General features: G+C 44.1%; 16 protein-coding genes and 1 pseudogene. All 17 read left to right on the forward strand.

The annotated features are described in order from the left end of the window. The first annotated feature begins 17 nt into the window (after window positions 1-17). Window positions 18-158, forward strand: a complete 141-nt coding sequence (locus AXI57_RS21600) for a hypothetical protein (RefSeq protein WP_162267650.1) — start codon at window positions 18-20, stop codon at window positions 156-158. Beyond that, on the forward strand, window positions 159-4,664 hold the full coding sequence (locus AXI57_RS15595; RefSeq protein ID WP_061670588.1) for a transglycosylase SLT domain-containing protein: 4,506 nt from the start codon (window positions 159-161) through the stop codon (window positions 4,662-4,664). Continuing rightward, window positions 4,657-5,316, forward strand: coding sequence for a LysM peptidoglycan-binding domain-containing protein (locus AXI57_RS15600; RefSeq protein ID WP_061670589.1), 660 nt, complete (start codon window positions 4,657-4,659; stop codon window positions 5,314-5,316). The genes AXI57_RS15595 and AXI57_RS15600 overlap by 8 nt, the downstream gene beginning before the upstream one ends. Before the next feature lie 15 nt (window positions 5,317-5,331). Beyond that, complete coding sequence (locus tag AXI57_RS15605) at window positions 5,332-6,309, forward strand: XkdQ/YqbQ family protein (protein ID WP_061670590.1); 978 nt, start codon at window positions 5,332-5,334, stop codon at window positions 6,307-6,309. Beyond that, the gene (locus AXI57_RS15610; RefSeq protein WP_061670591.1) at window positions 6,309-6,575 is read left to right on the forward strand and encodes a DUF2577 family protein; all 267 of its coding nucleotides are present in this window, start codon (window positions 6,309-6,311) and stop codon (window positions 6,573-6,575) included. The genes AXI57_RS15605 and AXI57_RS15610 overlap by 1 nt, the downstream gene beginning before the upstream one ends. Window positions 6,576-6,640: 65 nt before the next feature. Continuing rightward, window positions 6,641-7,017 (forward strand): annotated as a pseudogene (locus AXI57_RS15615) (VOC family protein). A 79-nt stretch (window positions 7,018-7,096) separates the two neighbouring features. Then, window positions 7,097-7,522, forward strand: coding sequence for a DUF2634 domain-containing protein (locus tag AXI57_RS15620; RefSeq protein WP_061670592.1), 426 nt, complete (start codon window positions 7,097-7,099; stop codon window positions 7,520-7,522). Beyond that, window positions 7,515-8,561, forward strand: coding sequence for a baseplate J/gp47 family protein (locus tag AXI57_RS15625; protein ID WP_061670593.1), 1,047 nt, complete (start codon window positions 7,515-7,517; stop codon window positions 8,559-8,561). The genes AXI57_RS15620 and AXI57_RS15625 overlap by 8 nt, the downstream gene beginning before the upstream one ends. Continuing rightward, entirely contained in the window at window positions 8,545-9,123 is a 579-nt protein-coding gene (locus tag AXI57_RS15630; protein ID WP_061571313.1) for a YmfQ family protein, read from the forward strand. The genes AXI57_RS15625 and AXI57_RS15630 overlap by 17 nt, the downstream gene beginning before the upstream one ends. Further along, window positions 9,120-9,392, forward strand: coding sequence for a hypothetical protein (locus AXI57_RS15635; RefSeq protein WP_061670594.1), 273 nt, complete (start codon window positions 9,120-9,122; stop codon window positions 9,390-9,392). The genes AXI57_RS15630 and AXI57_RS15635 overlap by 4 nt, the downstream gene beginning before the upstream one ends. 2 nt (window positions 9,393-9,394) lie before the next feature. Next, on the forward strand, window positions 9,395-11,350 hold the full coding sequence (locus tag AXI57_RS15640; RefSeq protein WP_061670595.1) for a complement C1q domain-containing protein: 1,956 nt from the start codon (window positions 9,395-9,397) through the stop codon (window positions 11,348-11,350). A gap of 23 nt (window positions 11,351-11,373) precedes the next feature. Next, window positions 11,374-11,703, forward strand: a complete 330-nt coding sequence (locus AXI57_RS15645; RefSeq protein WP_061670596.1) for an XkdW family protein — start codon at window positions 11,374-11,376, stop codon at window positions 11,701-11,703. Then, window positions 11,700-11,864 (forward strand): XkdX family protein, encoded by a 165-nt coding sequence (locus AXI57_RS15650; protein WP_061571316.1) that lies wholly within the window; start codon window positions 11,700-11,702, stop codon window positions 11,862-11,864. The genes AXI57_RS15645 and AXI57_RS15650 overlap by 4 nt, the downstream gene beginning before the upstream one ends. A 75-nt stretch (window positions 11,865-11,939) precedes the next feature. Next, on the forward strand, window positions 11,940-12,788 hold the full coding sequence (gene xepA / locus AXI57_RS15655) for a phage-like element PBSX protein XepA (RefSeq protein WP_061670597.1): 849 nt from the start codon (window positions 11,940-11,942) through the stop codon (window positions 12,786-12,788). Between the two features lie 73 nt (window positions 12,789-12,861). Further along, complete coding sequence (locus AXI57_RS15660) at window positions 12,862-13,140, forward strand: hemolysin XhlA family protein (RefSeq protein WP_003327427.1); 279 nt, start codon at window positions 12,862-12,864, stop codon at window positions 13,138-13,140. Between the two features lie 12 nt (window positions 13,141-13,152). Next, window positions 13,153-13,416, forward strand: coding sequence for a phage holin (locus tag AXI57_RS15665; protein WP_003327426.1), 264 nt, complete (start codon window positions 13,153-13,155; stop codon window positions 13,414-13,416). A gap of 12 nt (window positions 13,417-13,428) precedes the next feature. Continuing rightward, entirely contained in the window at window positions 13,429-14,322 is an 894-nt protein-coding gene (locus AXI57_RS15670) for an N-acetylmuramoyl-L-alanine amidase (protein ID WP_061670598.1), read from the forward strand. Window positions 14,323-14,347 lie beyond the last annotated feature (25 nt).

Here is a 14,347-nt window from a genome sequence, read left to right on the forward strand (position 1 = left end):
TGTATCTCTATTATGCGATGCACGAGCTTCATTATTCTCCATCAGACTTATTAGAACTGTATGAAGCGCCGAGACATTTCAAGGCTTTTTTATACGGATTGATCAGCTATAAGCTGGATGTCCTTGAAAAACAAGCAAAGAAAGGAGGAGCATCTTAATTGGCAAAGCTGACAGCTCGTTTTGAAATGGAAGACCGTGTGAGTAAGAAAATAAGAAAAATCCAAAATGGATTTAGAGCGCTTGAGAAATATAGAAAAATGATGAAGCGTAAAAACTCAATTGATATACGAAAAGAAAGCAAATTCGTATTGAAAACAATTGACCGCATACAAAAATCAATGAAAACAAAGCTGGGCGCTCAAATGATATCCATTACAGCTGAAGATGGAGCCAGCGCCGTGATTCAACAGGTCCAAGTTCAATTAGCGGGTCTGCCTGCGTCTTTATCAATAAAAATTGGAGCAAGTGATCACGCAACAGAAAAATTTGAAAGATTACGAGAAACGGTTGCGGGATTCAAAGGCTTTACCATCAGGCTGAGCGCGGATGACCAAGTGACACCGGCCATTCAAAAAATCAAACGGTATATGCAAACCGCGTTAAAGAATGGCTACTCAGTCACCATACGTGTTATCGACCATGTGATGAAAACAGTCGGGCGTATCTCAGCCGGTATTGATGCCCTTACCGGAAAAGACAACAGCATTGAGCTAACCATCAATGAGAAAGTATCAGAAAAGCTGGCGTCATTACAGAAAAAAATTGCGGAGATCGGAAACATAGCGCCTGCGGCGAAAGGAGCTTCTCCTGCAGCAGGCACTGGGGGAAATGCAAGTGAGATCGCCATCAAGTTTGATCCAGAAACGATTCTGACAGAGCTGGACAAATTTGCAGAATCATTTATGAAAAAAGTGGATGAGATCGCAACAAAGTTCAGCCCGGAAACGATTTTGACAGAGCTGGATAAATTCACAACATCGTTCATGGGCAAAGTGGATGAGATCGCGACGAAGTTCAGCCCGGAAACAATTTTGAAAGAATTGGACAAGTTCACCTCATCATTCATGGGTAAAGTAGACGAAATCGCAAGCAAGTTCAGCCCGGAAACGATTTTGAAGGAACTGGACAAATTTACGGATTCATTCATGAAAAAAGTGGACGACGTCGCAAGCAAATTCAGCCCGGAAACGATTTTGAAGGAACTGGACAATTTTACGGATTCATTCATGAAAAAAGTGGATGACGTCGTAAGTAAATTCAGTCCGGATGCAATTATTACACGGGCAGAGGAATTTGTAACCAATATCATAGACAAGGTTTCGGAAAAATTTAACTTTCTAAATCCCGATAAAATCATAGAAAAAGCTGAAAAATTCGTCGATAAAATTGTCGATAAGATCGCAAAAAAATTCGAGAAGTTCAGCCCCGATAAAATCATAGAAAAAGTCGGAGAATTCTTTGAAAAGATTATTAAGGGCATCGCCGAAAAACTGGGGAATATTGATATCGGCGGCTTACTAGGCGGTAAAAATAAGTCTAAAGAAAGTAAAGGCAAGAAAAAAGCTACTAAAGAAAGTTCAAATACCAATGTGGCTAATCGTCCTGCAGCAAACAAAAAAACGGTTTCTTCCCGTTCAAAAACTAAGAAGTCTGGTGGCAAATGGAGCGGGGCCGGCGGATGCTGCTGTGCTGGAATAAGCGCAGGTAAGAGTAAAAAAGTCAAAAATAGAAATGGTTCAACAACTAATAGTCCGGCAGCCAAAGGAAATAAAACAAATCCGGCAAATAATCCCAAATCGCCAAAAGGTTCATCAGGTAAAGGATTCTCGGACCTTTTTAAAACATTAGGAGATTCAAAAGGTCTGAAAGGCGGACTTAAAGGGGTAAAAGGAGCAGCGAAAGGTATCCCGGGCCTAGGTACAATTCTATCTCTTACTGATTTAGCTGGTATAAATAAAGATAATGCTGGCGAAAAAATTGGTTCAGCCGGCGGCGGGATGGCCGGAGCAGCTGCCGGAGCAGCTATCGGCAGTGTCGTTCCGGGAGTCGGTACACTCATTGGCGGAGCAGTAGGGGGAATTGCAGGCAGTTTAGGCGGCTCAAGTTTGGGTGAGTCATTTGATTCCGGTGCTTTGAAAGATACTTGGACCAGTATTACCGAAGGAGCCCAAAGCGCTTGGTCAACTGTCCAAGATACTTGGAATAGTGTATCAGCTTGGTTTATGGATACGGTATGGACGCCAATATCATCAGCAGTTGTAGGAGTGGCTACAAGCATATGGTCAAACATCGTGAACGCGTGGACAACCATACAAACGATATTTAGCACTGTAGCGACATGGTTTATGGACAATGTCTGGACCCCGGTTTCATCTGCAGTTATAGGCGTGGCTACAAGCATATGGTCAAGCATTGTAAGCGCATGGACAACAATAAAAACAATATTTAGCACTGTAGCGACGTGGTTTATGGATAATGTCTGGACTCCGGTTTCATCGGCGGTTGCAGGTGTCGCTACTACTATTTGGTCTAAGATCGTAAATGCATGGACGACGATAAAAAATGTTTTCAGTACAGTTGCCTCATGGTTTATGAGCACAGTCTGGGAGCCGGTTAAATCAGCTGTGATCGGGGCAGCCACAACGATTTGGAGCAAAATGACAGGAGCTTGGGATAAGATTAAGAGCGTATTCAGCGCGGTGTCGGGATGGTTTATGGATACCGTCTGGAATCCGATCAAAAATACCGTTTTAGATGTTGGAAAAGGGATATCTAATGCTTTTCAAACAGCATTAGACGCTGTGAAGAACATTTGGAAAGGTCTGAGCGGATGGTTTGTAAAGCATATACAAGAACCCCTTACAAAGGTTGGCGATACAATAGCAGGAGCTTTTTCAAAAGCGTTTGGCTGGGTGAAAAAGATATGGGACAAAGCCGGCGGGGTAGCGACCAGCATTATCAACTTCGTGACTGGCGGAGGAGACGTAGACGATTATAAAGGAGAAGACCCAGATAAAAATGCAACTGGAGGTTACATCACGAAGCCGATTGTTTCATGGGTAGGTGAAGCCGGCAATGAGTTTGTCATCCCCGTTCAGAACAATAGAGGCCGCGGGAAAATGCTTTTAGGCCAAGCCGCATCAAAACTTGGAATGCGTGTTGTAGACGATATGGGAGCTGCTTCAGCGTCATCTGGCAATACGTCATTTGTTCCAGGAGGCACAGCAGCCGGCGGATCGATGTCAGCATCAATTTCTCCGTCTGTCGATGCATCAAACCTTAACGGCCAAGTCTCATCATTAGGCCAGCAATTCTCTAAGAGCTTTGATAGCGGGATAAACAATCAAACGGTTAATATGGAGGATTGGAAGAAAAAGAATATTGGAACGCCGTTTAACAATTTGATATCCTCTTCTCCTAATTACGGAAAACAGGTGGTGACCGGCTATGCGAAAGGGCAAAATACTACCGCAACCGGAACAGACGGGTTTTTACAATCAAAAGTAAAAACTCCATATCAAGCTACAGTAAACAAATCATCCTCATGGGGCACCGGAACAGTAAAAGGCTTTGCATCCGGGCAAAATTCGTCTCAAACTGGTACGGCCCAATATGTCAGCACACATGTCGATAAACCGTTCCTGCGTTCGAAAGAAACATCAAACAGCTGGGGATCAGGTTTGGTCGGCAATTTCGTGTCAGGTATGACATCAAAAGCCAGTGAAGTGAAGCAGGCAGCCAAGGATATGGCTAAAAAGGTTGAAGAAGCCTTCAGGGAAGAGCTGGACATCCATTCTCCTTCCCGCGTCATGATGAGTCTTGGACGTTTTGCTTCTGTCGGAGTCGTAAAAGGCCTTGGCTCAGTTGATGTGAAAAAATTCGCCGAAAACCAAGCCGGCTCACTCGCTGCCGCGTTTTCCGGAATGGGTGCTGTCAGCGGAAACGTCAAAGAATGGCTGTTAGCTGCGATGAGCGCTACAAATACTCCATTCAGTTGGCTTCCGGGCTTGATGACGATTGCTCAAAATGAATCGGGAGGCAACCCGAATGCTATTAACCTATGGGACAGCAACGCAAAAGCAGGTCATCCTTCTCAAGGGTTGATGCAGACCATTCTAACAACTTTTAATGACCATAAAGCGCCTGGCATGAATGATATTTTAAACCCAATTCACAACGCTGCTGCCGCAATCGGCTATATTAAAAGCAGATACGGCTCTATCAACAACGTGCCGGGAATTAAGAGCATGAATAAAGGCGGGCCGTATGTGGGGTATGCCAACGGCGGCCTTATCACGAACGAACAAATCGCACGAGTCGGTGAAGGCAACAAACGTGAGTGGATTATTCCTGAGGAACGGGGCATCCGCGGCCGCTATCTTTTGCAAAAAGCTGCCCAAGCACTTGGCATGGAAGTCTCTGATCCTTCTGAGAACAAACAGGACGAGCTTTCTTCAGGCACCGTGGCAGCCGTCACATCCGGAGGCCGCCAAACGGTACAAACAGTCGGAACAAAAGAAATTAAGATTGAATTCAACGGCGACCAGCATTTCCATAACGGACAGGACGCCGACAGCTTAGCGGCTAAAATTAAGCAAGCATTACTCGATGAATTGCAAAAAGACATTAACACCGGAGCGAAAGGGGTCGTTGCTTTTGACTAAGTCTGTCTATGAATTTTGGATATCACAGGGGAAGGATAAGCTGCGATTTCCTGTTTTACCTGAGACGCTTGATGTATCAAACAGCGTGCAAAATGACTCAGTGACAATAACCGGCCTGGGTGAAATTACATTTATAGAGGAACTGGGAGCGAAAGAAATTTCGTTCTCTTCTTTTTTTCCTAAAACGTACAGCCCGATTTCTGAATATAAAAATATTCCATCACCAGAAAATGCGATTGCGCAAATTGAAAAATGGATGAAAGCTAAAAAGCCCGTCCAATTCCTGATAACAGGAACAAAAATCAATATGACATGCAGCGTCGAAAGCCTCTCTTACAGTGAAGGGGACAATGAGATAGGTGATCGGGATTTTGACATTGTGTTGAAAGAATACAAAACAGCATCACCAAGAAAGATCAAACAAAAGAAAAAAACAAAAACAAAACGACCGTCTAAAGCATCTCCTAAAACCTATACAGTGAAAAAAGGAGACACGCTTTGGGACCTCGCCGGAAAGTTTTACGGCAGCAGCACGAAATGGCGCAAGATTTGGAACGCCAATAAAACGGCTATGATTAAACGCAGCAAACGAAACATACGCCAGCCGGGACATTGGATTTTCCCGGGACAGAAATTGAAGATTCCGCAATGAAACAGGTGATGACAGATGATAGAACTATTCGTCATTAAAGAAACGGAATGGCTTGAGCTGGTGGCAGAAAGCGTCTCTCTTGAAGGGCACAGGTATCAGGCACCGCGCTCCATTGAGGCGACCATTGTTACAAAACAAGGCAGCCAAACGTATTACAGTGTATCAGAGGGCGATACCGTTTTATTTAAATGGAAAGGCAAAGAGCTTTTCAGGGGAATCGTCTTCGCAAGAACACCGGATGAGCATACACTGGCGTTCAGCGCTTATGATATGCTGCAATACTTGGTGAAAAATCAGGATGTTTATGTGTTTTCGAACCAGCGGGCCGACCAAATGATTAAGAGAATCGCCAATGATTTTCAAATCCCCGTCACAACGATCGCCAACACGGGCCATACCATCAAGTCTCTCGTATTTAAGAATGATACGAGTCTTTATGACATCATGCTGAAGGCTTTAAAGCAGACCAAGAGCCAGACCGGCCGCAATTATCAGCTTTATTCGGAAAAAGGAAAGCTTGGACTGCGGGAATGGCCTGACCCGGCTGAAATCTGGGTGCTGGAAACTGGCGTTAATATTACGGGATACCAATACAGCACCTCGATTAACGATACAGCGACACGAGTGGTGATGCGCCGCCAAAAGGATAATAAAACGTATAAAGCCACTGCCAAAGACAGCACAGGCATGAGCAAATACGGCGTTCTTCAATATGTGGAGACGGTTTCTGATGACATCAACCAAGCCCAGCTTCAGCAGCGGGCTAAAGTGCGTCAGGCTGAAAAGAAAGGTGTCAAAAAAGAGCTGAAAAATATTCAGGCGATTGGCATTCCAGATTTGCAGAGCGGCTTGCCGGTGTATATTTCAATCCCGGAGGCAGGGGTTAAGAAAACGTATTGGGTTGATTCTGACAGGCATGAGTTTAAAGGAACAAAACATACGATGACCATTGATGTGGTTGAAAAAAATACGATTCCGGAAGGGGCTTCGTGATGAAATTAAGTGACGCCATTAAACAGTTAGCTGTAGGCGCCATTCATGCTGAGTCACCGGTTGAACTGATGCCGGCTGAAGTGGTTTCCGTTTCCCCTGTCGAGATCAAACTGAAAGAAAACAGCAAGCTGATCATTCCGGCAGATTTACTGATCATTCCCAAACGGATGCAGGATGGAGGAGACGATGTGCTTACTGCCGGTGAATATGTGATGATAGCGGCCTTGAGCGGCGGACAATCGTTTTTTATCATGGATAAAATTTAGAGTCCGGCTTTCGATTGTGTTTTGAAAAGCTCCATCGTATCATTTGATGAAAAGGGGAAGTCTTTTTGGACATCAATCGTTTGGACCATTTGGTGTTAACCGTAAAAAACATTCAAAGAACATGTGATTTTTATAACCAAGTGCTGGGCATGAAGGTGATCACATTTGGAGAAGGCAGAAAAGCGCTGCAGTTCGGGGAGCAAAAGATCAACCTGCATGAAGCCGAAAATGAATTCGATCCAAAAGCAAAGGCGCCGACCCCGGGTTCAGCGGACCTTTGCTTTATCACCGAGACGGCAGTGCATGAAGTCATTCGCATGTAACCAGCTGCCATATCCCATTAGAAGAAGGGCCTGTCAAAAGAACAGGCGCTTTGGGGGAAATCACCTCTATCTATATAAGAGATCCGGATGGGAATTTAATAGAGATTTCCAACTATTGATCAGCCTGAAATCAAAAGGCCCCTTCGACATTCGAAGGGTCTTTTTTTAATTGAACCAATTCATAAAGGAGTGGGCATCATGGCCCTTACACCGGAAGTTGATTTTGAAGACATTGAAGACGGCGTCGAGGCCATTGAAACCTCGCGAACCTATTACATTGATTTTGATAACGGCCATATTACAAACGAACTGATAACGGGACTCGAAGCGATCAGGCAATTTGTCTATATCGCGCTGCACACGGAGCGTTACTCATACTCTGTCTTCAGCCATGATCTTGGAAACGAGCTTCAAGAGGTTCTTTCGGACAGCGAAACGACCGAGGCTTACAAGAAAATGGAGATCCCGAGACTTATTGAAGAAGCGTTGATTTATGATGACCGCATTTCTGCCGTCACAGATTTTGAGATTGAGAAAAAAGATGATGCGTTTTTTGTCTCGTTTATCGTCGAAACCGATGAAGGAAAGCTTGAGATCGAGGAGGTGATTGGCGAAGATGTTTGAAGATCAGACATTTGAAGAGATTATGGAGCGGATGCTTTCTCGCATTTCCGCTGATATTGATACGAGGGAAGGCAGCGTTATTTACAACGCATTAGCACCTGCGGCGGCTGAACTCGCAAAATCATATATTTGGCTTGATACCGTATTAGAATTAGTATTTTCAGATACAGCACAAGGAGAATTTCTGGACCGGCGGGCAACGGAAGCGGGCATTGAAAGATTAGCAGCGACAAAGGCTGTCAGGGCGGGAGAATTCACACCGGGTATTACAATTCCTACAGGCTCCCGCTTTTTCGCGGACAATCTCTATTTTCAATATACAGCAGATGGGACACTTGAATGTGAAACGGCAGGGGAAGCCGGCAACGCGAATATTTCCGGGCAGAATCTTTTGTCTCTTGATACGATCCCGGGTCTTGAGAAAGCGATTGTGAAGGATATTTTAATCCCCGGCCGGGAAGAAGAGCGGGATGACAGTTTACGAGACCGATATTTTACACGCGTTCGCCGTGAGGCTGTCAGTGCCAATAAGCAGCACTATAAGCAATGGGCGGAAGAAGTGGACGGCGTCGGAAAAGCGAAAATATTTCCTCTTTGGAACGGGGAAGGCACGGTGAAGATTGTCATAACCAATGCCACTCTTGAACCCGCATCCGATATTTTAGTCAAAAAAGTAAAAGATGCGATTGATCCCAAAGAGGGCCAGGGGGAAGGAGAAGCGCCCATCGGTGCATTTGTCACAGTGGAAAGCGCGGTGTGGAAAGAAGTTGAAATTTCTGCGGAAGTCCTGCCGGAGCTGAATCGTTCGATCGAAGACGTAAAAGCGGACATCGAAGCGGGCGTTTTACAGCTCTTTAAGAAAATGGCATTTGAAGACAATGTGATCCGTCTTTCACAAATCAATAATATCGTTTATAACGCTTCATCGGTCAGCGATTATGCCGACATCAAAATCAATGGGCTGGCTGAAAATTTAGTGCTGAACGATGTTGAAATACCAAAACTCGGGCAGGTGAATATCATTGAGCAAACTCGATGAAATGAGTGCATATCTTCCTTCATTTTTAACACGGTTAAAGGAAATGAAGGAACTGCTGCAGACGGAGGCGCCTGAGTTTGAAAAACAAAATAATAGTATATTCGAGGTCACAGACCAGCTGTTTGTATCGACGGCGACCTGGGGGCTGGATCGCTGGGAAAGGATTTTGGATGTACCGCGGGAATCAGGCGACACTTATGAAATCAGACGGTTACGGCTGATTTCCAAAATGTCGAACATCCCGCCTGTTACGTATAGAGCCATTGAACAGGCGCTAAACCGATTTTTGAAACATCCGTCCTCCCGTGTCAGGCTCTTGCCAAACCAGTACCATTTTAATGTTGACATTGATATTGATGACCTCCAGCATATAGGCGAATTGATTGAAACGCTCGAAAATATGAAACCCGCCCATTTGGACTACACACTCCGGGCCGGTTTTAACGAACCGCTGCAGATAAAAGATACGGTCATCTTCAATCATCGCAGGTACCGGACGGCCAGTGAACTGAGGGTCGGTTATTCCGTAACCCTTAATAATAACGAGGTGGTCTTAACATGATTACAAAAGCATACAGAGAACGAACCGCTGCCGATTTAAAGAACAGAATTCAAAAAGTTTTGCTCAATGGGCAGGAAACAAAAATAGTCGAACTCTCTATAAAAGGCGCAAAGGTGACGGTTCTCACACAGCGGGAAGAAGATATCAAACATATTAACCAAGTCCAAATTTTTGATGAAGCGGATAACGTGATCACAGAACGAAACACAGATTTAGACGTCAGCGACAATAGAACGCTAGACTTCCGATTTACTTTTGAGGTGGTGTAAACATGGCTTACGAAGAAAAAACAGACTGGCTCCCGGATGATCCGATCAATGAAGATGACGTGAATCGCTGGGAGAAAGGAATCAAGGACGCGCATACAGACCTGGCTGCCCATAAAAATGATATGAATAATCCGCACAACACAACGAAAGCGCAAATCGGGCTTGGTAACGTGGATGATGTGCAGCAGGCATCGAAAATTGAATTTAATAATCATGATAACGATTCTACCCGTCATATTACATCCACAGAGCGGACTAACTGGAACGCCAAGGAAACGACCGCAGGAGCACAAAAAAAGGCTGATGCAGCTGAGAAAAATGCAAAAGCATACACAGATCAACATAGAAATGATACGAATAATCCGCACTCTGTAACAAAAGATCAAATCGGCCTTGGTAAAGTGACCAATGATAAACAAGCAACTAAATCAGAATTTGACGCCCATATTAACGATCAAATAAGACATATTTCTGACTCAGAACGTACCAAATGGAACGGGGCTCAACTAACTAAGTTGACAAGTGATCGAGGAAAAAGAATAAAAATACCTGATGGAACCGATATACTTACATTGCCTACGGGGTTTTATTACGCACTCGGAAAAGCACTATTAAACAATCCGATTGAAGGAGATTCAGCTTGGTATAACTATGATGTTATTGAAGGTGAGGAAGGCAGAAAATCAATAGTGGCTTATCAAAGCTGGGGAGTCACAATGTGGATTGGGATGGTCCATACGAACGGGGAGTTTAGAGGATGGAAACAGGTTGCCACAACTGATTTATTAGATTCAGCGAATAATGATTTAAAATCTCATGTGAACAATAAAACGGTTCACATCACTGCGGATGAACGAAGTGAATGGAACGGCAGTCAGCTTTTTAAAATAACTGCTGATAATGGCACACAAAGAATAAACCTTACTTCCGGCTCTTTTTATGAATCTCTAAAAGACATTGGCTCTGTTTCTTTTTATGGTACAAATGCCGTTACTGATAATCCGTCGGCAACAAGTTTGCGCGGTATGCAATTAGTCGGACAGCCCGGAATAGGTATTGGTTATGCAGTAGATGTAAGCGGTAATGCGTGGTGGTTCTATTATAATGCGAATCAAACTGCGATCAATTGGTTCCCGATTGAGTCTGCAAATGCCGCTCAAATGAGGATAGAAAAAGCTGTCTCTGATGCTAAAGAATATACCGACTCTAATTTTTCAAACGAAAAGTTAATGGTTCTCCCGATTGCCTCGGGAATTGAAGATGCGAGAATAGCAGGTACTGAATATCCATTTGGCATTACCTTAATGAAAATATATGATGATAACCAAACTGGTTATCCATTAGGCTATGGTCTAATTAAAAATGAAAAATGGAATAACGCCCGATTCACTCAATATTTTTATGGGAACGCAGATTCGCGAAACGGAAAAAATTATTTAACAGGTACTTGGATTCGCCATTGGTGGCTTGAATCAGGATGGACACCATGGGAAAAAATTTCCGGTTTTGCGCATGCAAATATAGGAACAACAGGCCGTCAAACATTAAAAAAGGCCGAGCAAAATAAAATTCTATATAACAGAGTGATTATAGACAGTCATGGTGCGTTTGATATTTCCAACAATAGATTTATCGCTCCGAATGATGGAATGTACTTGATAGGCGGCGGCGCATATGTAGAGACAATTGCGACCTACACTAATTTAGAATTACAAGTATTTAGAAATGGGAGCTTTTACAAAAGTGTGCAGCAATTTCGAAATAGTGATGGGCAAAATACTGACTCCAGGGATCTTACGATTTCTTGCGGGGGAGTAACAGTTCCGCTAAAAAAAGGAGATTATGTGGAATTATATATATATTGCGGTTATTCGGGGGATGTAACAAGGTATATCGGTGATAAGAATGGACAATACAATTATTTCGATATTGCTGAAATAGGCGGCAAAGTCTATTAAAAGAATAATAGAGGTGAACATGAATGATGTTATATGACGCCATAATGTATAAATACCCAAGTGCAGAGGTTATGAGGGATTTTAAATTGCGAAACGAAGGCGGCGATTCTTATATAGCTGAATGGAACATCCGCGCGCCTATCCCAACAAAAGAAGACTTGCAAGCCTGGTGGGAAGAATTGCAGCAAAATCCGCCATATGAGCCGCCGGACCAGCTTGAATTGCTCGCACAGCAATTGTCTCAAGAAAAATTGGCCCGTAAGCAGCTTGAGGAGCTGAATGAAACATTGGGAAGCGAATTGTCAGGAATAAAGCTTGAGCTTCTCTCGTTGAAAGGAGATGTTTCTGAATGAATTATTGGGTGCTTGCCTTTTATTATAAATGGGCCACGGCTGATATGGTCAAGCAAGCGATGCGATACAATGATTGTTCTATTGAGGACTTAGCAGAAGGAGTCAACAAAAAATTAATCACGCCTGACCAATATAAAGAAATCACCGGTAAAGCCATTTAAAGGCTTTTTTATTTTGCCTTGAAAGGAGGTGAATGATCGAAAACCGAACGAAACGAATAAAAAAGGAGGGTGAACATGACGCAATATCGTTACGAATTCCCCGCTGATCGAACAGGAAAAGCAGGGGCGGTAAAACCGTACAGGGGAGAAAAAACAGATTTTGTAACACCTGTATCAAATCTGTCAGGTGTGGCGGAGCTTTTGACCAATGCCGCGTTAAAAGCAACTGAAGCGTATAGCCAGTATGGGCAAGATCGTCTGGGTGCGGTCTTGATTTCAAAAATAAAAGGATGGGCGTATTCCGATCGCGGCGGCACGCTGTATGTGGAAGAAAGTGATAATAACCATTCCTGGTCCACTACAGCTTCGGCTGACATCGGGCCCGGCGTACTCACAGCAACTGAATGGGTATATCTAACCAAAAGATATTACCGTTTCCGTTATGTAAACGGAAACTTACAGCAGTCTGAGTTTGTTTTATATCAATCCGTCGGAGCGGGGGAAGTGGATGTTCATATTACTGAAGCAGCCCCTTTGCCGATTACGTTTGAAGCCGCTAATACAACTGAAGAGGGGCGGCTGAAGGTAGAGGGAGCTCAAGTCAGCACCAAAGATTTTGTTTTTCATGAAAACGCTGAGAATGCCGGAGAAGGAGCGGTCCTGACTGTAGGAACGTATAAAAAGCTGCTGGTGGAAATATACGGTACAGCAGAGAAAAGCGAAGTGAGCTTTTGGGGAAGATCCTTTTCAGGAGCCAATCTTCCAATCCGAGGCAAGAAAACAGATGATGGTGAAATGTCCGGCAGCACATCAGGAAAAGCAGAAGCATGGATTTTCGATATGACAGGTTATAAAGAAATCGTTATGGAAATAGCGGAAATAAGCGGCGGCAGCCTGTCTGTCAAAGGAACGGCCGTTTCCTGACATTACAACTGCCCTTAGGTTACGGCCGGCCCTCAGAGAGGAGGTGCAATCGAGTGTAAAGGAGGCATAAAAAATGTTAAATGAAGACGCGTCTTTTGATATAAACGCGTTTCAAAAAGAATGTACGGACATAAAGAGCGATCATAGGGCGCTGGAGCAGAGAGTATCCGCATTGGAACGATCATCTGACCGCCAAGATCAGCAGATTATGACCCTGAATGAAAAACTGAATAAAATTGAAGAAAACACCACTTGGATTAAGCGCACCATCACAGGGGCAATCGTTACCGCGATCTGCACCGGCATCATCGGAGGCGCCATCGGGATTATGTATAATTTGCTGCAAAAATAAGGAGGAGCCACATTGAAAACATATGATAAAGGCACGGTCATCAGGACGGTGCTTCTTTTGCTTGCCTTAGTAAACCAAACGTTGCTGATGTTTGGCAAATCGCCTTTAGACATCAGCGAGGAACAAGTGAATCAGCTGGCAGACACGTTTTATGCAGCGGGGTCTGTCTTGTTTACGGTTGTCACAACACTTGCCGCTTGGTTTAAAAACAATTATGTAACAGAAAAAGGAAAGCGGCAGCAATCTTTATTAAAACAAAACAATTTAACAAAATAAGGAGAGATTCAAATGGTTAACATTATCCAAGATTTTATTCCCGTAGGTGCCAATAATCGTCCGGGTTATGCAATGACGCCGATTTATATTACAGTTCACAATACGGCAAACACGTCCGTCGGAGCCAATGCCGAAATGCACGCCCGTTATGTGAAAAATCCAGATACACCGACAAGCTGGCATTTTACGGTTGATGATAAGGAAATTTATCAGCATTTGCCGCTGAATGAAAACGGCTGGCATGCCGGAGACGGCAACGGAAGCGGAAACCGCCAATCTATTGGAATTGAAATTTGCGAAAATGCTGATGGGAATTTTCAACTGGCGACCGCAAACGCCCAATGGCTGATCAAAACATTAATGGCATCGCACAGCATTACGCTTGCAAATGTCGTGCCGCACAAGCATTGGTCCGGCAAAGAATGCCCGAGAAAGCTATTGGATACATGGGAACAATTTAAAGCGGGAATCGGCGGCGGAGGCGTTCAAACGTATACTGTCCAAAAAGGCGACACACTCTCAGCGATCGCAAGAAAATTTGGTGTAAGTGTGGCAGATTTACAGGAGTGGAACAATATTAAGGACCCAAACCTGATTCAAGTCGGACAAGTGCTGATCGTCAGTGCCCCTGCACAAGCTGTAGAGCCGGTAGCATATCCGCTTCCTGACGGCATTTTGCAGCTGACAACTCCTTATACATCGGGGGAAAAAGTGTACCAGGTTCAAAATGCGCTCGCAGCACTTTATTTTTACCCTGATAAAGGGGCAGTAAACAATGGGATAGATGGCATTTACGGACCAAAAACGGCAAACGCGGTATCTCGTTTTCAATCTGTTAACGGGTTGACGGTTGACGGCATTTACGGACCGGCCACAAAAGCGAAAATCGCTGCCCAGTTATCCTAACCACAAATAGAGTCCGAAACGCATA

The organism is Bacillus atrophaeus, assembly GCF_001584335.1.
GTDB classification, from domain to species: Bacteria; Bacillota; Bacilli; order Bacillales; family Bacillaceae; genus Bacillus; species Bacillus atrophaeus.